The organism is Methanomethylovorans sp., assembly GCF_041447285.1.
Taxonomy (GTDB): Archaea; Halobacteriota; Methanosarcinia; order Methanosarcinales; family Methanosarcinaceae; genus Methanomethylovorans.
The window spans coordinates 1-23804 of sequence record NZ_JBGMEB010000009.1; the positions used below are offsets into that span (position 1 = coordinate 1).

Genomic DNA, 23804 nt, shown 5'->3' on the forward strand with positions numbered 1-23804 from the left:
TTATCAACTATTGGTACTTACTGAATTGCAAAATAAAGTTAAACTCAGGAATTCGTTTGGAAGGCTATTCTAAAAAAGTACATCAAATTAGAATAGAAATCTAAGGAGCTAATTTGATGGCCTCTATTTAGATCACTTACTATAGCACAGAGTTTTTCACATTTAAGGGTGGGAATGTATGGGATTAATTGAGAGTTTGACTGGGAATTTTTTCATACTCAATGCTTCGTTGCTTCTTACAGTTATGGGGCTTGTCGTTTATTGGTTCGGGATATTTTACAATAAAATGTCTTCGGCAGAAGTGGACAAAACCGACCATTATACCAACGGTGCACTGTTCCTTCTACAACACGTTGTGTTTCCAATATTTGTATATCTGATGTTGAAACAATTCATGGACGAACTTCACGAATATTTACCCGGTTTGTATGACAAGTTGATCGATCTTATATCTGCCTCTCACTTATGGATATTAGCATTGATACTGGGCTACATTTTCTTACAGCTATCAGATTTATTCGAGTCTTACAAGAAGTTATCAATGAGTTTTAACGATAAACAAAAAAACTCACTGTTGATAAGACATGCATGTTCAATTCTCATTGTATGCATTGCAGCTTTTGCCACTCGACAAAGAATAATAGATAGTAATACACCAGATGCCATTGCAATCATTTTTTCAACCTTCATTATAATGACAGCTTTTGCTATTTTAGAAGGACTGAGTAATCTTCCGTTTCGGGTGGTCACAATCGAAACTGATGCAGATGGACCTGAAATTGGAGGAACCGTTTTGAAAGATGGTGCTTATGTGCATTTATTTACAGGCGATAAAAAGATAAAGAAAATAAATAAAGATTCAATTCGTTGCATCAACGTGCACCGTTATCAGTATTATGAAATAAGAACGGTTTCCTATCGAATTGGATTGCATAATGTTCGTAGATTCCTGTGCAGGATTCTTCGATGCCAAGAAGAGGAGCATAACACTCCATAGAATTGCGCCTGAATGTCACAGTATGTCACAACCCCTGAGTTGTGGGATTTACTCGGTTGAGTGAGGTGTTCATACCTCCTGCTCTACCTCTGCCACAGATACGCTGGAAAATACATTCAATTTTGCCCTATCGAGGAATTCTTGCTTTCTCGCGGGGTCTATGGTTCCGTAGGTTCGCCTGGTTAAACGATCAGGACAAAGGCTAGGTGTAAGCCCCCCTGTGAATGTCCCAGAAGCTCTCAGATGGAAGATATTCTATAACTAAAATAACTATAGAGATAAGATATAAAATCTTCAAAATGTATATGAATTTGAATACGGTGTATTTCCATGGTACAATTAATAAATGTAGTGATTTCTGCCTCGGTGCTCCTAAGCACTCTATTTGTGCCATTCCTCATCAGTTGGTTGGAAAAAGTAGTCTATGGAAAACTTAACAATGAAAGGGAGATGTGGTACTCACTTCTCAAATCAGACAGGATAGTTAAGGAATGTATAGATGAAGTGAATGATGGCATTGAAACCGTCAAATTACAAAAATGGCGTTGGGTCTCCACTTTAGGGCTTTTTTGGGGAACATTTACCGGAATAATTGGCTCGCTTATAATTATGGATAAAACTATCATATTTTATGATTTTATCTGCTTACTCGTTGCGTACTCAATTATTATGGCTATTATATCTATCATTATAATGAATAAATTCAACAAGATGCCCCATCCTCTCGATAAGGGACAACTGCTTGATGATAGTAAAAAATGGTATAGAAGAGCCACTTTTATAGAAGTATCTCTTTTGTGGTTTTATGCGACCACTACTAGCACACTTCTAAATTTCCCATCTTCAAACTACATCGACTCCTTATTTTCCAACATGGATATTAGAGAGATTTTTTCGTTATTTTCTATTTACTTTGAAGGAACTCGTTTTTTATTACTCACTTTTCTGTTTTCTGCTGCTCTCATAACTTTTGTCATTACAGTTGCGATAAAGTGGAGAGTTTCAAGAGACATTGAAGAATATTTAGATTTTCAGTATTCAAACGGTTTTCCTAACGTGCAAGTCAAAATCGAAGGCAGTGCCCTAAAAGGCAAAATGAAATCAATTTTCAATCGAAATATGTTATTGTTATCGGATAACGGGGAAGATATTGGAATAATGTGGACAAAGTTATCAAATATTAGGATAATGAAACATGCTCCTTAATCGAGCAAAAAATGATGGTCTTATAAGTTTTTAGTTATCTATATAGACTAATATTTTATAGTCGTCACTCATTTTCTTTTATCGGTGTGTTGCATGGGCTATTCAATTGAAACCCGTAGAAAGGATCAGGAAGAGAAAAATGAACGTGAACAGAAGCGAAGGGAGACTGGTGTATACTCTCTTACATATCGCAATTCGGGGACTGTGGAGCAATTGATTAGTGTCAGTTATTCGAGTGCAGTGAAAGAACATGCCAGAAGAGAGAAGAGTATTGTATACAGAATTAAGAGATTCCTGAGATTGACTAAATAAGCTGGTATACGCGGACGTATCAGTACTATGACCCCGAAATCCAGACGAGAAGCACTGTCTGTTTTTCAGCATTCTTTACACTTGGCTTCGTATCGAGGGAGATAAAACATGCTGTTTTTTGCATGCCTATGATTCCACCAATACCCCCTATTGCCGCGATTGGAACACAAGAAACTCAAAAAAGTATAAATGGAAATAGAATAAAAGGAAATAGCCCGAATGGGCATCATTTGAAAACAGCTATGGTTGCAGTCTGGTTGATGTGGCCCACGTATTGCTCGCCGTATGTGCTGAAACCAATGGTGGGAACCGTTTTGAAGAGGTCTGCATATTTCTGGCACTGACCCTTGTTTTCCAGTTCAAGTGTCCTGAGGATACAGTTGAAATTCACCATACATGCTACATGTTCGATTTCAGCTAACTTTTCCTCTATATCTTTTGCAGTTTCCTCAACGATGTTCATGGACTCCAACAGGGAAAGCTCCATTCCTTCTCTTATGGAGCAGTAGAACTTAATACTGTTTCCTACAACTGCCTGCGGACTACGTACGAATGGTTCGTCATCGACCATGAGCCCCAGAGGATTGTGCATGAAATGCCCCGGAAGATCTTTCACAGTGACTCCCAAAGCCTTTGCGTAGGCAAGTGCAGCCGGTTCGTTGTTGAATTCCATAACTTCCCTTGTTGCTTCGTTGACCTTGGTTGCCACCAGCTCTTTGTTCATCACGTGGAAACTCTGGGTTTTGATTATATCAAAGCCATTCCTTACCTTGATCAAGGCAAGAACTGCAGAATCGTTATATGCTTTGCCATTTGCATAGACATGAGTAGCCTTAAATTTAAGGTCGTCTCCTGCAGAACCACCTACGAAAAATACATTTGTCTTATTACCTATATCATCCATGAGGTTCTCTTCTGCACAGGTCAGGCCGTCCACAAGAACAAATCCCAGGTATTTCTTGTGATCCATATCGGAGAGCTTCTTTCCATAGTGCTTTTCAAATGCCTCCACCGCTTTGGCTGTATTTATACCATCCTTTAATCTGTCTACAACCTCAACTCTGGCATCTTCTACAATATCAGCACCAAAAGCCATGGCTACCACTGATCCTTTGAGCATTGCGCCACTTATGATTTCGCCTGATGTGGAACACCCGATTACGTCTGCTCCGGGGAATGCAGCAGCCATTTTGGAACTTATGGAAACAGGATCATATTTGGACGATGCAAAAAATACTACAGTTTTAGTTCCTGAATCATTTAGCGAACTTTTTATTTCCGCAACCGCTTCAATAACGGACTCTTTTTTAGAACTTGCTGTTTTAATGCTCATGTAATCATCTCTTAAGCTACAACCTTCACGCCTAACTCTTTTGCAATACCTAACAGTTTTTCAATGATCACCGGATCATCGGGAGAACTTTCATCATACTTCTTGGGAATAACACCTTTCATACAGATTTTGGCACTAACACTGTGAGCCAATGCCGGGTCCTGTTTACTTTTTTCGCTGACGATCTGATCTATCATTCTCTTTATTTTTCCTACCATTAAACCACATCCGAGCAGTATTCCTGATCGCTTTCCAGCATAAGTATTGGCATCATAAAATGAAAATATGCTTTGAAATGCGGGCTATTATTGCATTGTTTTTTATACTAATTTCAATATAAATAAGTATGCTTTATTTTGCTCCTTCAAAACATTATTTGGAAATGCAGAAAGATGGCAATGATACCAATAATTATTCAACAGTTAGAATGAATAGTGATAAATCTGCTTTTTAAGCATTAATTATATAAGAAGCTGTAACATACGAGAATTTTGGGATTAGACCCCCAGAATCTCCGAAACACTGGTGAGAATATGATGACGGACATTGTTTTAAAATACATGATATAAATTGCCCTCCTTAGCCTGTCAATTCAATTAAGGCATTTTATGAGATCAAACATTCCGTATTGATCTGAGAAACATTAGCCTCATACATTAGCGTCATATTAATAAGGAACTTACCATTATTGAGCAAGACTAGTAAAATCACGTTAATCAGAGGGAAAAACGTGTCTGATGATCTTTTTGACATAAAGGTAGGAAATCTTTCTTTTAAGAATCCCATTGCCCTTGCACCTATGGGAGGAGTAACAGACAGCCAGTTTGCAAACGAATTTGCAAAAGATGCAGGACTTGTAATACTCGGAGGATATAACCTGGATGCTGCAACGAACCAGGCGGCATCCGAAATAGTAAAAAGAGGAAGAGAAGAGTTCATTTCAGATGAACCTTTAAAACTGATAGATAATGAATTGAGGTCCATTAGAGCAGACAGTGTGATCGCGATCAATGTAAGAAGTTCCACTATGGAGCCACTCATCGAAGCTGCCAGGATGATCAAGAATGCGAATGCCATAATTGAGATAGATGCTCACTGCCGGCAGCCTGAAATGACAAAAATAGGCATTGGTGAAGCATTATTGAAAGACCTGTCAAAACTGGAGGATATCATCCGCAAGGTAAAGGCAACCGGAGCCATCGTATCAGTGAAAGTTCGTGCCAACGTAATAGATAATGTCAAAATGGCTCGAACTATCGAAAATGCAGGTGCGGACATATTGCACGTTGATGCCATGAAGAAGGGCACTGGTGCTGATATGGAGGTTATCAGAAAGATAAGAGATGTTACAAGACTTCTCCTTATAGGTAATAACTCCATAATTGACTTTGAAACTGCAAAAGAAATGTTCACCAGAGGTGCAGATATCGTTTCTGTAGGCAGAGGAGTAATTGAAAATCCATCCCTGATAACAACCCTTGTAAAAGAAGTTACTCTCCTTCAGAATGAGATTGGGTGGTACAATTCACCTAAACATGTATGTAGAGGAGAAGGAGACTTGCGTGGCCTTGCTTTCTGCTGCCTCCCTGTAAAACCATGTCCAGTACATTCCAATATCAAAAAAATAGGGCTTTCTGCAAAAGAATTCGCTGATATAAAGATGGAATTTGCAAAAGGAACACCTCTTGAGTACGGAGACAGCACCTGCTTTGGCAGCCTAGTATGGTGCTGCAAGATCACAAAAATGTGTCCATTAAGAGATGGAGTCCTAGAAACTATTGGACTTTCCGATGCAGAATACATGAAACTGAAGAAAGAACTTGCAGATTATATTCTAGACCATCCAAAGGTTACCGGCAAATGAAAACTGAAATAGAAACAGAAGAAAAACTCAGTAAGAATTCATCACAACTAACCCCTTCCTATGTAGCAAGGTGTGCACAGCTTGCCATGTTGCTGGAAGTATCCGCCCATCCGAAACCTGGGAATATAGATAGAGATCATGATTACGAAGGAACCACTTTTGAGCATTTTTTAACCTCTTCAGTGTCAGTATACCCTATGCTTGAAGAAGCTGCTGCAAAGGAGCATGGAATAGGAGAATATATCCACAAGGCTGTAATTGAAAGTGCAGCCTGGCAGATGGGAGGAAACACACATTTCGGTGCCTTTTTGCTTTTATTTCCACTTTCAATGGCAGCTGGGAGACTTATTCGAACCCACAAGGAATTAACGCCCGACAACATAACCAAAGAAGCATTCAGCATGGTAAAGGAAACAGATATTGAAGATGCAGTGCAGATGTACATGTCCTTTGGACCTGCTGGTGTTAAAGTGCGCAAGGTCGATGAATTCGATCTGTCTGATGCAAAAGCTACTGGAGAAATTAAAGACAAGAACACCACCCTATTCCAGTTAATGGAGATTTCAAGTTCTTATGATCTGATCGCAAGTGAATGGATATCAGGTTTCAAACGATGTTCACAGTGTGCCCGGATACTTGCAAGAGAAATGAGCAAAAATGGAGAACTTATCCATTCAGGTCACTCCAGGATCAATCACGTTATTGTCTATGCTTTCCTCAAAATACTGGCAGATAATGCAGATACATTCATTGAAACAAAATTTGACAAGCACACTGCAGAAGAAGTGTCTGCACAGGCAAGGAGAATAACTTATAAATTAGAAGACTCTGGATATAATATGGAAAATATATTACCGGAGATATGCAACTTTGATGAAGACCTGCTTGCAAGGAACATTAACCCAGGGTCTACTGCGGACATAATTATAGGCGGTCTTTTCATAGCTCTCCTTGGGGGAATGAGATTCTGACAGAAAGTAACAAAATGAAACTTGAGGATTTTGGCATCTTTGAAGGTATTTCTGAAACTATTGTGACCACCCACCAGGGCTGGTCCCCTAATGCTGCCCCTATGGGGATAATCAGAAAGCAGGACACGGTCCTGATAAGGCTTTTTAAAGGATCCAAGACATATCAAAACATTTTGGCTGAGAACTTCCTTGTAGCAAATGTGACAAATGATCCTGTACTGTTCGTAAAGTGCACTTTTTCCGAGATCGGACCAGATGATATTGAAACTATATCTGCACCCGGAAGAGAATTTCCCGTACTTAAAGAAGCTCAAAGCTGGGTAGCCTTTGAATGTGTTAATACCAAGATAGTTCCTGAAGCATTGATAGCAGAACTAAAACCCCTCAGGGGACATGTAAATTCATTCTATCCAAAGGCACCTAACAGAGGATTCAATGCTGTCCTAGAGGCAACCATTCATGCCACACGCTATAAGATAGACGGTGATGAGAAATACCTCAAGTTGATAAAATTCTACGAAGATATTGTTAACAAGTGCGGTGGAGAGAAAGAAAAAGAAGCTTTGAAGCTTTTGCACACCTTCCTTTAGCCCAGCCCCAGTAGTTTAGCTACTCTTTTTTGTGCATTCGCCATCATCTGGCGTAGCACAAATATCTTTGGAGTTTTACCTCCACCCGGTTTTACCTTTCCCTGCCTTATGGAATCGAGAACCGCATCCAATGATCTTTCCTGCACATCGACCTCAGTGTATGACATCCCTACCATTTCAGGCATATGACAATCGCTGCCTCCCACTTGAGGAAGCCCCACATAAATCGCCGCAGCACGGGCTTTGTTATTAGGACCATTGGTAAGGCAACGGGAATTTAGAACCTCCACGGCATCCACATCAAGACCCTCTACATATCCTATGCCATGTGATGTAAGCTTAAAAGGATGAGGCAATATTACTACTGCATTCTGTGCCCTTGCTCTTTTAATTGTCTCAACCGGAGATAGCCCCGGCTCGATACGTTCTTTGATATTCAGCACAAGCAGATGTCCTTCGGAAGTGCTTATTTCAACACCAGGAATAACGATAAGGGATGAACCTAGTTTAGCTGCCCTCTTCACGGAAAATTGACCACCCTCGATTACATCGTGATCACATACTGCAAAACCATCAAGACCATGTTTTTCAGCATAGCTGATGATAGCATCAATATCTGCATCACTGTCTTTAGAGAAACGTGTGTGGACATGCAGGTCGAATTTCATATATCCAGATAAAAGACGATTCCTTATAAAATCTCGGTATCTGTGTACTGTAATCTAACAAAAAGCGCAAGGGTACATAAGATTAGAGGAATAAGAACTTATATGAAAAGAACAAAATGAATTACTCGCATAAGAAACAAGCGAACGGGTAAAGGAGTTGTGTATTGGGTGGTTGGATAGGATTGGTGGTACATTTGAGAAGAGACCCGTTCGCATATTTACTAACATACTCAATGATATTTAAATATAACGCATACGGATGATTGAAAGTATAAATAGTGATAAAATTCAAATAATTGCTTGGTCATCCGACATAGATTCGATCTTATTCATTATCTCTTCCCTTGCCTCCAGATCCACAAGGATGTGATCTGTATATTTAACAGAATGCACTACACCTTCTTTGAAAAGCCAGGACAGAACTGACATTGAGTGCTCTGAAAGAGGCATTGATATTTCCTTTCTTTTCCATACTGGCAGCTTATCTCTTATGGCGCACTTCAGATCACCCAGACCTTGCATGGCCTTCGCAGAGATAAAAACAGGGTTCGGAACAAGATACCCAAGAGCTTCCATTTTTTCATTAAGCTCTTCGTAGCTGATGAGATCTGTTTTGTTCATAACAGTGATCATTGATGCACCATGCACCTGCTCCCAGAGAGTATCATGACACGTAAGCAGCTTATCATGCATTATATCCAATGGCTCACTTGCGTCCACTACCAATAAGATGATATCTGCAAAAAAGATCTCGTTCAAGGTCGAACGGAAGGCATCGATGAGCCAATGAGGTAAGTCCTCTATAAAACCTACGGTATCAGTGAGAACAACCTTGCGTCCCATGACATCCATTGAGCGGGCAACCGGCGAGAGTGTTGTGAAAAGCATGTCAGCCACATCCACTCCCTCATCCATGAGAACATTGAAAAGCGTACTTTTTCCGGCATTTGTGTAGCCTGCAAGAGCCACCAGGGAAAGACCGTGTGCATGTCGGAAGCTGCGCAGGGATTCATTATGGCTCTGCACATGGCTTAGCTCATCCTTGATCCGAGCTATCCTGCCCTTGATATCCTGCTCATATGAATCCTCATAGCTACCTAATCCCATAAAACCTGGTCTTTCCTCTTTTTTCAGGTGCGAGACAATGATCCTTGCCCTGGGTATTTCATATTCAAGCCTTGCTAGCTCCACCTGTAGCTTGGCTCGCCGCGTAGTAGCACGCAACGCAAATATCTCAAGGATGAGCTGGAACTTGTCGATGACCGCACACTTACATATATCTGTGATGTGATACAGCTGCATACTGCTCAGTTCATTGCAAAAGATCACTTTTTCTGAAGTCAAGGACTCCACAGCTAATGCAAGCTCCTGCACCTTTCCCTTACCCAGCTGGTATTTTTTATCGGGATAACGCGACTGAATAACCTCTCCAACTACAGAGTAACCGGCAGCATAAGCAAGATCTTTTAGTTCAGCAAACTGCCTCTTATTTTGAAACTCATCACTGCCCGGATCAACTCTTTGTACCACTATCACTTTTTTCATTTGGAATAATCCTCTGTATTAGATTGAAGACTAATGGGACCTCTGCTCTTAAGCAGTCTTCTGGAACTCACTGAAATATGATGGGCAAGCTCTATGGCCCTGCGTTCACTTAGAGACTCCTGATATTTGAAATTCCGGGAGAACATACCTGTAACCAACCACTGAGGTTTGTTGAACATATCCCCTGCCTCCATCACGATCGTAGCCTGGGGATTAAGTCCTTCCACGGTCTTTTCTACCATTTCGACAACATCAGTAAGTTCAGGAGCATTAGAGCTTGTGAAGTGACGGATATTCACCTGATGAGTTTTATCGATATGGTCGGGAGATACAGAAAACGATACAGCTGCACATACCATGAAGTATTCCCCATTTTCTATATGCCTTCCAGAAATATCCACAGCAATTATGTCGAACATGCGTATCGGTTACATTTTGATCCTACCGATGTCAATGTAGGCACATTGAACGTTATCATGTACTGCATATATCATTCTTTTGCGCACACTGTTCGCAAGGCGCACTGCCCTTGACATCACCGGAAGCACGAATACATAGTCTTGGGATATGGAATGGACAAGATATTCCGAGTGTGGCAACTTATCCACGGACTTGAAATTATGATACACTCTGAAATGGCTTCCGAACTTGAAACCAGTTTTTGGGACAAAACCCCTGTCTCTCAGGTTCTCATAGACCCTGTACTTCAGCATGAATTCAGATTCAATAACAGATGCTTTTGCAGCAAATTCATCAAATCTGATAGAAGATTTACCGGACATATCGGCAACCTCCAGTACATCCATTTTAAGCAGATAACCCGATTCTACAAGCGATAACTGCAGACGATCCGCATCGAGAGGATGGCCATAGAAACCTTCAGCATGCAAAGAGCTGGAAACATCGCTATCCCATACCACTACACGGTCTTCAAGGAAAGTAGACCTTCCGTGTATACCCTCTACAGCTTCCTGAATGGATTTCACTTCTCCTTTTGGATCAACTTTCCGTATTTCGTAGAAAGTGATATCACTCTCCTCATCAACAATAGCAAGTACCATTGTTTTATGCACATTATGTGCAGCTTCCAGAGATGTGCGAAGCTCTCTGAGGGACAAAGGAATGCGCTCCGAAATAACATGAACAAAGAATTTTGCCGGAGTCTTTCCAGGATGGCCTCCCCTTGGATATACCCTGAAATCCGTAACTGAAGGCTGTACATAATATCCCCTTTCTCGCAGATCTTTATATACAATGTACTTTAGATCAAAGTAATGCTGCCTCTTTGATGCTTCTGTAAAGAACTCCTCAAATGACAGGGATCTGTCTTCTATCTGAATATCAAGCTTTTTTTTGTAATGCAGATATGCAGCTTCAATCAATGTGAGCTCTAGCGTATCACCTTTCGGGCGCCCATAATATCCGAAGTTGTACAGCTCATTGATAGCCTGCTTACCCGCTTTAACCCGGTCATTGACAAGTATTCCGTTCAAAAAGGTCACCTGGATGTAAAAAATGAATTATAGGCCCAAATATCGGACCATCTTATTTAACCATACTGGACTGAAGTAACAAAATACAGAATTAAGAATAAAGATTAGAGTTAAAAACATCTAAAATAAATCTAACAGTATGTTTATATATTTAAACTATTATATAATAATTCAGGGTGCCCACCACAAAACCTAGCCTTAATACGGGGTTTTCCGAATCCTTCCTCCTACCACAGCCAGGCACCCTCCTCCTTTAAAAATAACTACTCATCGTTTTGTACATTTCCCCAGCAAATAGATCACAGAAACTCCCTTTTGCTCCAGCTTGGATTGGAGAAGATCCCTTACCTGCATTTCTGTCCTACTTGATGCCTCAGCGGTAAATATAGGCATTTCCACAACGGTAGTATCGGGCACTAATGCCTTTACAACAGACATAAGATCAGGAGCTTCCTGCCCTCCCGTCATGGCAGCAACCCAATTCTGCAAAATGACTACAACAACATCATCCTGTGAACCTACGGCATTGATCAAGCCAATTATGCCGGAATGTGCAAGCGCAAAATCACCTATAACTGCAATTCCCTTATCCTTAAAACCACATGCAGTAGAAATAGCTGACCCAAGAGCAAAACCAGTATCAACAGCTTGTAATGGCTCAGGCGCTGCCCGTATAGAACAACCCATATCCCCGGCAACCATGACATCAATGTTCGCCAGACATTTATAAAGAGGCATGAAAGGACAGTCCTGACACAATGGCCGCGAACCCCGGCTCTTTATAGTTTGCACTTCAGTATACTTTTCTATCCTGCTTTCTTCCAGATGATCAAGTGCATAGATAATGTGCCCGATCTCCACCTGGCCATATGGTATATGGCCAGTCATCTTACCCCTTATTTTTCCGGTTACGGCAATATGGGATTCTAGGTAAGGTTCAGTTTCTTCAACCACAAGCACAGTGTCACATGAATCAATGAAGTGCCTTACCATATCAAATGGAAAAGGCGCGACCATTTGAAGAGACAAATGAAAACAATCGTCCCGCTTTGACTCTGAGAGTACTGAATTTACCAGAACTGAAAGATAACCGGATGAGATGATTCCTATTTTACCATTCCCCAATCTCAGCCTGTTCAAAGAAATTGTCTTAACCGCGGCTTCAAGCAAAGGCATGGATTCTCGGTGGAATCGCTGATGTTTTCCTTTAGTGGTTAGCTTCCAGATTGACTTATCAAAAAAGGCAGTTGATTCATTCTGCTGACCCCTTATAAGAGATCCTTTGCTATCAAGCAGCCTGTCAGTTATCCTGATGATCACAGGAACCTTCGCCTGCTCAGATATCTCAAAGGCACGTGTAACTGAATCATATGCCCCCTTAGGAGTTGCTGGATCGAACAGCGCAACCTCAGCAAGATTTCCATAAAAACGGGAGTCCTGCTCGTTCTGGGAGGCCTTTGCTCCAGTATCATCGCCAGCAATTATCACAACACCTGCCCCTATTGTGTGATAGACCGCAGTCATTAGCGGGTCACTTAGCACATTCATGCCCACATGCTTAACAACAACCACAGAGCGCTGTCCGGTAACTGATGCACCTAAAGCTTTTTCAAGGGCAGCTTTTTCATTGGTCATCCAGAAGGCCTTGTAGCCTTCATGCTCATGCTTAAGCAACAGTTCCATAAAAGCAGTTGTGGGGTAACCGGCAACTCCGGTTACAAGTCGTGTGCTGCTGTCGATCAAAGAAAGAAAAAGAGCTTGATCACCAGTAATTTCATTCTTATCCAATGATGTATCATCAGGGATCATGTATCTCAGCATCCATCCTGACGGATTCTTCCGGCCTTGAGAACCACGCAAGAGAGGCCAGTGCGCCTATAATACCATTGCCATTCATCCATATCTCCACGCCGTTGTCATTAGCATACTGCAACGCATATTCCCGGGTAAGCTCACCACTGCGGCACTTCCTGCTGTAAGGATAAATATCATGAGCACTGAAATTCTGGAGCACCACCATGCCAGTCTGTGGGGAAACACTGTACTTAAGAAGTGCTGCTTTTATGCTTTCAAGCAACTCTTTTTTTGCATCCTCATCCACACATCCAAACTCCAGCACTGTAGATACACAGTTCTGCGTCCTTGCAGAAACTGGGAAAAGCTGGACAAGAGAATGTGAAAGATAAACAGCTTCAGGACAATCCAGTTCTTTGGCGATATTGTGAGTCAGAGTCCAGGTAGCTCCCTTTTCCTTGGAATCTGTATCATCAATGCCTATGAGCACCCTCTCTCTTCTAGGAACAACAACTGTACCCTTTGCTGCGCGCCCGCCTCCTGATTCACTGTAGTTACAGCGCAGTACACCCTGTGCAAAGGCCCGACACTTAGTGGCACCTACACCGCCACCGCCCAAACCTGCATAGGTGATATGGACCTCATTCCCTTCCACAACAATAGATTCTATGCCAGCAGCGGCAATTGAAGGTTTAAGTTCAAGTTTTGACGTACCTGTCTTGGCAAGGTACCTGATCATATTCCCTATGGACCTTGTCTTCAAAATAAGGGGAGAATGTGAATAATGGAACTTGGACCATGCAGCACCGCCATAACAATTAGAATGTTCAACGATCTCTACATATTCATTGTTTTTATCGCATACTGCGTATATGCCCCTATATGGAGTAGTATAGGGGTCATTGAGTTCTATATCTTTCATCTGGGTCTTTAATTGATAGTAGATACCTTAAAGGTTTTGTTTTCCTTCAACTGACAATACCTTCATCCTTGAGGCTTACATATCTGCCATCGCCGATGATAACATGGTCCAGGACATCAATACCCAGTATTTTTCCACCCTGCACGAGCTTTTCGGTGACCGCTATATCCTCTTTGCTGGGTGTAGGGTCACCAGAAGGATGGTTATGTGAAATAATAACTGATGCTGATGACTCCATGAGTGCGGATTTGAATACTTCCCTGGGATGCACGATGTTAGAATTGAGACTTCCGATGGAAATAACTTCTTCCTTGATTACCTGATTTTTGGTGTCAAGGTAAAGTACCACGAGTTTCTCACGTTTTTGTTCCCTCATACTCGGATACAACATTGAATACACATCAGCAGGCGAGCGGATCTTACGCTTTGGTTCATCCACATGCCGCTCAAGTTTGCGCGCAAGCTCGAACACAGCGGCTATCTGTGCAGCTTTAGTGGGTCCTATGCCATGTATCTGCATAAGTTTAGATATTTGCGCCTGACTCAGTTGTTTGACATTGTACTCTGAGAATATTCTCTGGCACATATTCACTACATTTTCTTTCTGCGTTCCGGTCCTTAGGATCACCGCCAGTAATTCGGCAGTGGACAGGGCCTCAGGACCATATTTCAGCAAGCGTTCAGTAGGCCTGTCTTCAGTAGGAATGTCATGCATCCTAAGCCTGTAATCGCTCATAGCCTGCAAAATTACTTATTACCATATAAAGTATTCTATATTAATTTAAATTAAATGATAGTAAATATAATTATGTTGAGTGGTGTACCATTATTTGTAAACGTGTCTAATCTTACGTTAGACACAGGAATTTATGAAAAGAATTTTGTGCAGTTAAATGTATTTTATCATCATATACAAGGCTACTCCGAGCAAAAACAGGGCATATATTTTTTTGAAAAACGGAGCCGAAAGTTTTAGTGCCAATTTGGAGCCGAAAAACGTTCCGGCCACAATACCAACTGCCATTAACTCTGCATAAATTAGATTTAAATGTCCTTGTTCAGCATACACTATCACGCTAGGCAGTCCAACAGGCAATTGCAATGCCGCTAAAGAGGTTGCAGTTGCTGCTTTAGGATCGTAATGAAATAAGCTTATCAATACCGGCACAATGATAACACCTCCTCCTTTTCCAAACATACCGGCAATGACTCCGGCAAACAAGCCTAACAAAATAAACATCCAATAGGCATGAGGTTCATTATTCTTGGCCACAAAGAAGTCTTCTTTTTTTCTCTTAAAAATCAACCCTGGGACATTGAAATAACTCAATGCCACATACAACAAAAAGATAGCATACAACTTGACCAATAAGCCAATATTTATGTTTAAAGCCAATTCTGCTCCAAGAAAAGAACCTGCAAACAGTCCTAATGATATACACAATGATTCCTTGATATTAATGAAACCGGCTTTATAATAATTGACTACACCAAAAACACCCACGGGAAGCAACATCGCCCCCAAAGAAGCAGCATTGGCATCTAGCATATGCATGCCAAAAAAGGCGATCAAAGTAGGAACCATTACGATTCCACCGCCTATACCGAACAAACCGGACATAACCCCGGCCAACAACCCCACAAGAAATACACCTAATTCCATAAGAACTTCAGCACCTTTAGCTTTCTGAAAAACATTAGGTTGACGTTATAATTATATATTGACATACAAATATATCTAAACTGTGCATCCTTAACCTGTAATAGCCTATAGCCTGCAAAACTAGTTCATGCCTTATATAGTGTTCTAACCAATTAGAATATGAGTAAACTAAATATAATTGCCAGCTAACTCCCCCAACTGTCCTGGAAATGACCATAAACTTGAAGCCTATCCTTACGTTCCATTTAATAGGTTTAATTTCCATAGAGATGCACATGAAAGTCATCAGCGTGGTCGGCTACAAGAAGACAGGCAAGACAACATTGGTCACACAGCTTGTCAAAGCACTTTCAAAGAAAGGAAAAGTCGGTACTGTTAAGCAGATGTGCCATCATCGATTCAACCCACAGAACACTGACACAGGCAAACACTTCGATGCAGGAGCTGAAGCTGTGGCAGCGATAACTGATACTGAACTTGTGCTTGTAAGGCGCAATCCTTCCCTCACAGAGTCTCTGAATGCTCTTGCTGACAGTGGAATGGATTTTGCCATAGTAGAAGGTGCTAAGACCAGCAGTCTGCCAAAGATAGTACTTGGAGATCTTGATAATATAGACGAGATCCAGAATGTAGTGGTCCAACTACCCGCAAGAGGAGACTGGGACATTGATGCCCTTACTGAACTTGTGATGCAGCAGAATGACTGGGTTACCTTAGGCTTATTAATAGAACAGGTAAAACATGACTCAAGGATAAAGCAGGCTGGAGGTATCGGTACATTTACCGGCATTGTCAGACAATTCTCCGAAGGAGTAGAAACAAAGGCATTGCATTTCGAGAAATATGAGAAGATTGCGGAGGAAGCAATGCAGAAAATATGCCATGACCTGATACAAAGAGAAGGAGTTTTGGATGTAAGGATGCACCATCGTACAGGTATTATCAGACCCGGAGAGGATATCGTCTACATAGTCGTTGCCGCTGCCCACCGACAGGAATTGTTCGTTGCCCTCACCGATGCTCTGGAAATGCTAAAGTCAGAAGTGCCTGTATGGAAGAAAGAACTGACAATAGATGGCGATTTCTGGGTGCATGATGTAGAAAAGTGACACTGTTAATGACGCTGCATAATTACCTGTTTTTCAGGCCCATTTTTCTGTCAATTTCTTCTGCCATGACTTCCAGTTCATCGAAAATGCGCTCTGAATCCTTTCTCATTTCCTGAACTGCAGCTTTGAGACTTCCACCACGCAGGTAGAGTAACCTCTTTCTCCTGTAGATCATGCCTGAGTCTATAAGATTACGCAAATGATGATTCACACGCGCTAGCCTTACATCAAGGTTATCAGCTATAGACTCAGAGGTAACTCTGTCTTCCTCAGCCAACATTCGCAGCATATCCATAACTATCCTAGTAGCCATGCTTTCAGTGTCCCTACCGGATGAAAGCCCGAAGCTATCACATATCCACCTGATATCATCCTCAAGGTTCTCATCCCTGGGTTTTTCGAGGCTAATCAGAACTATTTGCTGGCTCTGCTGAGTCATAGATATGAAGTATAGAACTTTCACTATATATACATTACCGTGTTTTGTTCAAACAAATTCGATATAACATCGATGATTAACATAATATACAAAATGATTATATATGAGATTGACAATATAGATGCATGTAAGCTGGCAGGAAGCCAGTATATTTTCATTGGAGGATATCAGCAATGATCATCAAACCGATTGGAGAGAGAGTATTAATAAAAGTGGTCAAACAGGCCGAAAAGACCGACAGTGGCATATACTTGCCGGAGTCAGCCAAAGAGGAGAAGAAAGAAGGAGTTATTGTCGCTGTAGGCACGTTTGAGGATGGACGTGAACTGCCTGTGAAAAAAGGAGACCATGTAATATATGGTGGTTACAAGAGCGACGAAATTGACCTCGATGGCGAATTACACGTTTTTGTAGACTTCAAGGATCTGCTTGCTGTGCTCGAAAAATAAGCAATAATAAAAGAAAATCATAGATAAAGACTAAAAGAGGTGTAGAAATGACATCTAAACAGATCACATTCCATGAGAACGCACGCAAATCATTATTGAATGGTGTTGACAAGGTAGCCAATACAGTGAAGATCACATTAGGTCCAAAAGGGCGCAACGTTGTATTGGACAAAGCTACCAGCCCCCTGGTAACAAATGATGGTGTTACTATTGCAAAAGAGATTGAACTAAAAGACAAGTTTGAAAACATTGGTGCAAAACTTGTAAAAGAAGTAGCTTCCAAGACTCAGGACACCACAGGCGACGGTACTACCACTGCGACCCTGTTAGCACAGTCCCTTATCACCGAAGGCATAAGAAACATTACAGCAGGTGCTAATCCTATTGAAGTCAAGAAAGGTATAGAAAAAGCCACTGAAGCAATTGTGAAACACATCAAAGAACAGAGCCAGGATGTAAAGGACAAAGCCAAGATCATCCAGGTTGCCACAATATCAGCTAACAATGACGAAGAGATCGGTGGTCTTATTGCAGGCGCCATGGAAAAAGTTGGATACAATGGTGTGATAACCGTAGAAGATTCCAAGACCATGGAAACCAGCCTTGAAGTCGTGGAGGGTATGCAGTTTGAGAGAGGGTTTGTATCTCCGCATATGGCTACTGATCATGAAAAACTGACATGTGAATTCGATGAACCTTACATCCTAATCACTGACAGGACCATAAGCACCATGAACCAGATGATCCCTGTGCTGGAAAAGGTGGCTAAAGAAGGCAGATCTTTGCTGATAGTGGCAAAGGATGTTGAAGGTGATGCACAGGCAGGAATTATACTGAATATCATGCGCGGTGCTTTGAAGGTATGCGCTGTCAAAGCTCCGGGCTTTGGCGATGATCAGAAGGACATGCTTGAGGACATAGCAGTGCTTACAGGCGGTACTGTTATCAGTGAAGACAAAGGCATGAAGCTTGAGGACTTTACCGACGTGATGCTGGGCAATGCAAGGAAGATCACAGTAGACAAGAACAAGACCACCATCGTGGAAGGTAAGGGCAACAAGAATGCCATCGAGCAGAGAATGAGACTCATTGAGTCACAGGTCAAGCTCACAGACTCCGAGTACAAGAAGAAAGAGCTCAAGAAGCGCCTGGCAAAGCTTGGCGGTGGCGTGGCAGTAATAAAAGTAGGTGCAGCCACTGAGACCGAACTTAAGGAGAAGAAGATGAGGATCGACGATGCCCTGAACGCTACCAAGGCCGCTGTAGAGGAAGGCGTGGTTGCAGGTGGCGGTGTCACACTGTTCCATGCAACATCTGTAGTAGAGGGATTGAAACTAAGTGGTGACCAGCAGATCGGTGCCATGATCGTAAAAAGATCACTGGAAGAGCCAATGCGCCAGATCGCCATCAATGCAGGCAGGGAAGGCGCTGAGATTGTTGCCCGCGTTCGTACTGAAGCAAATCCGAACTTTGGATACAATGCGAAGACTGACGTGTTCGAAGACCTCTTTGAGGCCGGTGTGATAGACCCCACAAAGGTTGTACGGAGTGGACTGCAGAATGCTGCCTCCATAGCTGGTATGGTTCTGACCACCGAAGTACTGGTTGCAGATTTCGATGACGAGAAAGATGAAAGGACTGCTGCGATCATAATCTGATCGCCTTCCTTAATTTTTCATTAATATAGAACAAATAAAGATCAATTGTCTATATCTGAAACTGCAGCTCGAAGAGAAAAAGAAAATACTCATCGAGTAACGCATAAAGGAATATTTTTTACTGCACCTGCGTTTGGTGCATGGGCATGACCTTTGAGTCATGACCCGATTATCCTTATCAAATGCTGGTTTCTGGCAGCCGTGCAGCCAGTTTTCCACGCGTTGGGAAGAAGTGGGAAACTAAAACCCGATAATCAAACGGCGCTTATAAAATAGATTAAGATCATTGATTATGTGGATTTGAACCATTTAGGGGGAAAAGTATGGATTTGAATCGTTTCACTCAGAAAGCCCAGGAAGCGATCCAGGGCTCAACTACAATCGCTGCCAGATACCATAATCAGCAGATAGATTGCGAACACCTGCTTCTGGCAATGCTGGAACAAAGTGGAGGTCTAGTACCCACACTGCTACAAAAGCTCGATGTTGAGCCAGGCAGAGTCATTGAAAAGGTAGAAGATAAACTTGCGAGCCTGCCACAGGTATCCGGCCCAGGAGGAGAGCAGGTCTACATGACCCAGACACTCAAGAGAGTGCTGGATTCTGCAAACAAGACCGCTGGCAAAATGCAGGACGAGTTCGTTAGTGTGGAACACCTGCTGATAGCCATTACAGAGGAAAAAGATTCAGTAGCAGGAAAAATACTCATTGGCGAGGGAATCACAAAGGACCGTGTGCTTGCTGCCATCAAAGAGATAAGAGGAGGCAGACGCATTACTTCAGAAAATCCAGAAGACACAATGGAACCACTAAAGAAATACGGAATTGATTTTACTGAACTGGCATCCCAGGGTAAGCTTGACCCTGTGATCGGCAGGGAACAAGAGATCAGGCGTACCATAGAAATCCTTTCCCGCCGCAGAAAGAACAACCCTGTACTGATAGGAGAAGCTGGTGTTGGTAAGACAGCCATAGTAGAAGGTCTGGCACAGCGTGTTGCAAAGAAAGACGTGCCTGATGCCATGAAGGACAAACGCATAATTGCGCTTGACATGGGAGCGCTCATAGCAGGAGCTAAGTTCAGGGGCGAGTTTGAGGAGCGACTTAAGGCGGTGCTTAAGGAGGTTGCTGAGTCGGAAGGACAGATAATTCTGTTCATAGACGAACTGCACACCATAGTAGGTGCTGGAGCAACTGAAGGTGCCATGGATGCAGGAAACCTGCTCAAGCCAATGCTGGCACGTGGTGAACTGCATTGTATAGGTGCAACCACACTGAACGAGTACCGCAAGTATATCGAGAAGGATGCCGCACTTGAACGTCGCTTCTTGCCTGTAATAGTAGAACAGCCCACAGTAGAGGACACAATATCAATCTTGCGTGGACTTAAGGAAAAGTATGAAGTACATCATGGTGTGCGTCTGAAGGATTCAGCCCTGGTTGCAGCAGCCATCATGAGCCACAGATACATAGCAGACAGGTTCCTGCCTGACAAGGCCATAGATCTTGTAGACGAAGCTGCTGCAAAAAAGAGAACTGCTATAGATAGCAAGCCTGCTGAGCTTGATGAAGCAGACCGAAAGATCATGCAACTTGAGATAGAAAGGGAAGCACTCAAGAAAGAAAAGGACGAGGCATCTAAGGAACGTCTTGAAGTATTGGAAAAGGAGCTTGCGGACATCCGTGCTGAATCAGATGCAATGAGAGCAAAGTGGGATATGGAAAAGGAAACCATAGCCAGACTCAATGCTATCAAGCAGCAGATAGAAGATACAAAAGTGCAGCTTGAGCTTGCAGAGAACGACAACAACCTGGAATTGGCATCAAAACTGAAGTATGGTACACTTATTCCCCTGCAGCACCAATATATCCAGGAAGAAGAGGAGCTCAAGAAAACACAGGATGAGATGCTGCTAAGCGAAGAAGTGGGCGAAGAGGATATTGCAGAAGTAGTTTCGGTCTGGACAAAGATACCAGTCACCAAGCTTCTTGAAGGACAGCGTGAGAAACTCGTCCATATTGAAGAGAACCTGCACAAGCGGATCATTGGTCAGAAAGAAGCTGTAAGGGCAGTGGCTGATGCCGTTATCCGCGCTTATGCTGGAATTAAGGACCCAAGACGCCCCATTGGAAGTTTTATATTCCTAGGGCCTACCGGAGTAGGTAAGACCGAACTTGCCAAAGCTCTAGCAGCCGAACTGTTCGATGATGAGAACAACATAATCCGGATAGACATGTCCGAATACATGGAGAAGCATACGGTTGCCCGTATGATCGGTGCACCTCCCGGTTATATTGGTCATGACGAAGGAGGCCAGCTAACCGAGGCCGTGAGAAGAAGACCCTATGCAGTGGTGCTCTTTGATGAGATCGAAAAGGCACATCCTGATGTGTTCAATGTCATGCTGCAGATACTGGACGATGGCCGGCTGACAGATTCCAAGGGCAGGACAGTGGACTTTAAGAACACACTTGTGATCATGACCTCGAACATATTTGCAGGTGACCTGACAAAACTCCTGGAAACCTCGGATGGCACCTACAGACCTGAACAAGGAATGCCGGAGATATCGCACAAGGAAGGCCATGGGTATGAGCAGTTGCAGGCAAAGGCACTCAGTGAACTGAGTAAGTATTTCAGACCTGAGTTTCTTAACCGAATAGATGAGATTGCCATATTCCATGCACTGAGACCCGATGAACTTGTCCACATAGTGGACCTGAAGGTAGCAGACCTCGTAGCAAGACTTCGGGATAAGAGAATACACCTGGAGATCACGGATGAGGCAAAGCGCTACCTTGGCAGGGCAGGTTATAGCGAGACCTTTGGTGCTCGCCCGCTTAAGCGAGTCATCCAGAACGAAGTTGAGACAAAAGTTGCCAAGCTCATAGTCTCGGGCAAGGTTACAGAAGGCTCAACTGTAGTAGTGAATGTAAAAGACAATCAGATTGTACTGAATGTTTCTCAGAAAGCTTGAGCTTTCCTAGCCACCTATAATGGTGGCTTCCTACTTTTATTATACAAAAGATTATTTTTGCCTCTACCTGTGCTGTTATTCCATGTTTTAATTGAGTTAACAAATCCCCATATGCACATATTATTTGATTAATACCAACTTTAATGGTAAAAGCCCAATATTGATTACAGTAGTAGACAATTATAATAGTAAAAATAGAGTAACAACCATACAAAGAATAGAACCAAAAAAAGAACTTACAGATGCTGAATAGAATATAAAGATCTTAAAGATACAAAACCCACCAATAAAAGAAAAAGCGAGTATTTGAAAATAAATCCAAATATCTTTTATATTAAATGGCAGACAAATGAACTGTAGAATATAAATACAGAGAAAATACATAAGACATAAATAGCTTCATAGATAGTGATTGTATAAGATACCAAATATTACAAACATATTTTGGCATCACACCAACTTTTTGAGTAAATTTATATACTAAAAGATAATACATTGTTACACCTGATTGGTAGGCGGAATGTAAAATGGATGCTATTGTTATTGGAGGATTTTTAGGAAGCGGAAAAACAACCACGGTCATAAACCTTGGAAAGTTTCTTGCTGAGAAAGGACATAAGGTTGCAATCATAGTCAACGAAATAGGAGAAATAGGAATAGACGGAGACCTGATTAGCAAATATGGATTGGATACAAAAGAGATCACCAACGGCTGCATATGTTGCACACTAAAGGTTAGTATGAAAACAACTTTGATAGAGTTGCGCGAATCCTACAACCCGGACTTTGTGATCATCGAACCCTCGGGTATTGCCTTCCCGAACATGATAAAGAAAGAAATAGAACTTATGAACCTGGGAGTGAATGTAAAAGTATCACCCCTTACAACACTCATTGATGGGAGCAGGTTCAAGGCAATTATGAAATCTGTGAAGACCTATGCTATAAGGCAAATAGAAGATGCAGATATCCTGGTTATAAACAAAGTAGATCTTATAGAAAATCTGCAACTCCCAGTCCTTGAAGCATCTGTACAGCAATTGAACCCAAAGGCAAAAGTACTCAAAATGTCCTCAAAGCCAGAGGACCCTGGCTTCAATGAGTTATTGAAGATGATCCTGCCTGAGCCAGCAATGATAGAGAAAACGAAACCAATAGACGCACACAAACACGAAACAGAAACTCATGAGCACGAACATGATCATCAAGAACACGAAGAACACATACACCACAAACACACCCACTATGACAGTGATTCATCTGGACTTGCATCTTATGCTAACGATTACAAGATCCTTGAAGAGAGCATTGATAGTGACATGGCAAAAGTGCTCGCAATGGACATTGCAGAGAGAGTAAAGTCTGAAATAATAAAGTTCAGCCCGGAATTCGTAGGCCACCTTAAAATGTTCCTTGAATCTCCTCACGAAACCGTGAAGATCAGCATTACTGCATATTCAGAAACTCCCCAGGTAAATGTAATTAAGACAACATCTGCCATAGCACCTAGGTTTAAGATACTGACTGCGGTTTCAGGCATGGAGGAGGACAGTCTTGTACACCTGGTGGATGAAAGTGTCAAATCTGCATTTGAAAAGAAAAAGATCAAGTCATTGAGACTGCATGAGCCACATGACCATGATCACCACCACGACCATGATCACGATCATCACGATCACGACCACCATGAACACCAGTCCCATGAAAAGATCAGCAAGGCAGAGGATTATGATGACATATACGATCATGACCTGAAAAACAATGAGATTGCATGTGAATGCCATACCGACAAAGAAAGCTGCAAAGTATGAAC

The 23804-nt window shown here is 42.1% G+C and carries 22 protein-coding genes; 11 read left to right on the plus strand and 11 right to left on the minus strand.

Translation table 11 applies throughout. The features are described from left to right. Positions 1–178 precede the first annotated feature (178 nt). The 3 genes from ACC612_RS06115 to ACC612_RS06125 all read left to right on the plus strand — a co-directional run bounded on the left by ACC612_RS06115 (position 179) and on the right by ACC612_RS06125 (position 2515). The gene (locus tag ACC612_RS06115; protein ID WP_371853612.1) at positions 179–997 is read left to right on the plus strand and encodes a hypothetical protein; all 819 of its coding nucleotides are present in this window, start codon (positions 179–181) and stop codon (positions 995–997) included. Between the two features lie 330 nt (positions 998–1327). After that, the gene (locus tag ACC612_RS06120; protein WP_371853613.1) at positions 1328–2203 is read left to right on the plus strand and encodes a hypothetical protein; all 876 of its coding nucleotides are present in this window, start codon (positions 1328–1330) and stop codon (positions 2201–2203) included. Positions 2204–2296: 93 nt separating this feature from the next. Beyond that, positions 2297–2515, plus strand: a complete 219-nt coding sequence (locus ACC612_RS06125) for a hypothetical protein (RefSeq protein ID WP_371853614.1) — start codon at positions 2297–2299, stop codon at positions 2513–2515. Positions 2516–2741: 226 nt separating this feature from the next. Here the strand turns inward: ACC612_RS06125 and ACC612_RS06130 are convergent, their stop codons facing one another. Next, positions 2742–3848, minus strand: coding sequence for an FIST signal transduction protein (locus ACC612_RS06130; RefSeq protein ID WP_371853615.1), 1107 nt, complete (start codon positions 3846–3848; stop codon positions 2742–2744). Between the two features lie 11 nt (positions 3849–3859). Then, a complete protein-coding gene (locus tag ACC612_RS06135) occupies positions 3860–4066 on the minus strand; it encodes a hypothetical protein (RefSeq protein ID WP_371853616.1) in 207 nt (68 codons plus the stop codon). Between the two features lie 512 nt (positions 4067–4578). Here ACC612_RS06135 and ACC612_RS06140 point away from each other — a divergent pair. From ACC612_RS06140 to ACC612_RS06150, 3 genes are read left to right on the plus strand one after another with little or no spacing between them, the layout of a single operon-like run. Further along, positions 4579–5712: a methanogenesis marker 9 domain-containing protein gene (locus tag ACC612_RS06140; protein WP_371853617.1), complete on the plus strand. Its 1134-nt coding sequence runs from the start codon at positions 4579–4581 to the stop codon at positions 5710–5712. After that, a complete protein-coding gene (locus ACC612_RS06145; RefSeq protein WP_371853618.1) occupies positions 5709–6683 on the plus strand; it encodes a triphosphoribosyl-dephospho-CoA synthase in 975 nt (324 codons plus the stop codon). The genes ACC612_RS06140 and ACC612_RS06145 overlap by 4 nt, the downstream gene beginning before the upstream one ends. 14 nt (positions 6684–6697) lie before the next feature. Beyond that, a complete protein-coding gene (locus tag ACC612_RS06150) occupies positions 6698–7273 on the plus strand; it encodes a DUF447 domain-containing protein (RefSeq protein WP_371853619.1) in 576 nt (191 codons plus the stop codon). Here the strand turns inward: ACC612_RS06150 and ACC612_RS06155 are convergent. The 8 genes from ACC612_RS06155 to ACC612_RS06190 form a co-directional block, all read right to left on the minus strand. Next, positions 7270–7941: a CehA/McbA family metallohydrolase gene (locus ACC612_RS06155; protein WP_371853620.1), complete on the minus strand. Its 672-nt coding sequence runs from the start codon at positions 7939–7941 to the stop codon at positions 7270–7272. The two genes, ACC612_RS06150 and ACC612_RS06155, sit on opposite strands and share 4 nt — an antisense overlap. A gap of 288 nt (positions 7942–8229) precedes the next feature. Then, positions 8230–9486 (minus strand): GTPase HflX, encoded by a 1257-nt coding sequence (hflX, locus tag ACC612_RS06160; protein ID WP_371853621.1) that lies wholly within the window; start codon positions 9484–9486, stop codon positions 8230–8232. Continuing rightward, positions 9483–9905 carry a DUF2209 domain-containing protein gene (locus ACC612_RS06165; RefSeq protein ID WP_371853622.1) on the minus strand — a complete coding sequence of 141 codons (423 nt, stop codon included), beginning with the start codon at positions 9903–9905 and terminating at the stop codon, positions 9483–9485. The genes hflX and ACC612_RS06165 overlap by 4 nt, the downstream gene beginning before the upstream one ends. 9 nt (positions 9906–9914) lie before the next feature. Next, positions 9915–10979 carry a tRNA-intron lyase gene (gene endA, locus ACC612_RS06170; RefSeq protein WP_371853623.1) on the minus strand — a complete coding sequence of 355 codons (1065 nt, stop codon included), beginning with the start codon at positions 10977–10979 and terminating at the stop codon, positions 9915–9917. Between the two features lie 267 nt (positions 10980–11246). Further along, on the minus strand, positions 11247–12788 hold the full coding sequence (locus ACC612_RS06175) for a thiamine pyrophosphate-dependent enzyme (protein WP_371853624.1): 1542 nt from the start codon (positions 12786–12788) through the stop codon (positions 11247–11249). Then, positions 12778–13695: a methanogenesis marker protein 11 gene (gene mmp11 / locus ACC612_RS06180; RefSeq protein WP_371853625.1), complete on the minus strand. Its 918-nt coding sequence runs from the start codon at positions 13693–13695 to the stop codon at positions 12778–12780. The genes ACC612_RS06175 and mmp11 overlap by 11 nt, the downstream gene beginning before the upstream one ends. 46 nt (positions 13696–13741) lie before the next feature. Next, positions 13742–14431, minus strand: a complete 690-nt coding sequence (gene radC, locus ACC612_RS06185) for a DNA repair protein RadC (RefSeq protein ID WP_371853626.1) — start codon at positions 14429–14431, stop codon at positions 13742–13744. A 153-nt stretch (positions 14432–14584) separates the two neighbouring features. Further along, positions 14585–15358 carry a sulfite exporter TauE/SafE family protein gene (locus tag ACC612_RS06190; protein WP_371853627.1) on the minus strand — a complete coding sequence of 258 codons (774 nt, stop codon included), beginning with the start codon at positions 15356–15358 and terminating at the stop codon, positions 14585–14587. A 275-nt stretch (positions 15359–15633) separates the two neighbouring features. Here ACC612_RS06190 and ACC612_RS06195 point away from each other — a divergent pair, with 275 nt between their 5' ends. Beyond that, complete coding sequence (locus ACC612_RS06195) at positions 15634–16467, plus strand: molybdopterin synthase (RefSeq protein ID WP_371853628.1); 834 nt, start codon at positions 15634–15636, stop codon at positions 16465–16467. A gap of 22 nt (positions 16468–16489) precedes the next feature. Here ACC612_RS06195 and ACC612_RS06200 read toward each other — a convergent pair whose 3' ends face one another. Then, positions 16490–16906 (minus strand): helix-turn-helix domain-containing protein, encoded by a 417-nt coding sequence (locus ACC612_RS06200; protein WP_371853629.1) that lies wholly within the window; start codon positions 16904–16906, stop codon positions 16490–16492. Positions 16907–17079: 173 nt separating this feature from the next. Here ACC612_RS06200 and groES point away from each other — a divergent pair, with 173 nt between their 5' ends. The 4 genes from groES (at position 17080) to ACC612_RS06220 (ending at position 23802) form a co-directional block, all read left to right on the plus strand. Further along, complete coding sequence (gene groES / locus ACC612_RS06205) at positions 17080–17355, plus strand: co-chaperone GroES (RefSeq protein WP_371853630.1); 276 nt, start codon at positions 17080–17082, stop codon at positions 17353–17355. Between the two features lie 47 nt (positions 17356–17402). Continuing rightward, the gene (groL, locus tag ACC612_RS06210; RefSeq protein ID WP_371853631.1) at positions 17403–19013 is read left to right on the plus strand and encodes a chaperonin GroEL; all 1611 of its coding nucleotides are present in this window, start codon (positions 17403–17405) and stop codon (positions 19011–19013) included. 323 nt (positions 19014–19336) lie between these two features. Then, entirely contained in the window at positions 19337–21991 is a 2655-nt protein-coding gene (gene clpB, locus ACC612_RS06215; protein ID WP_371853632.1) for an ATP-dependent chaperone ClpB, read from the plus strand. 527 nt (positions 21992–22518) lie between these two features. Continuing rightward, entirely contained in the window at positions 22519–23802 is a 1284-nt protein-coding gene (locus ACC612_RS06220) for a GTP-binding protein (protein WP_371853633.1), read from the plus strand. Positions 23803–23804 lie beyond the last annotated feature (2 nt).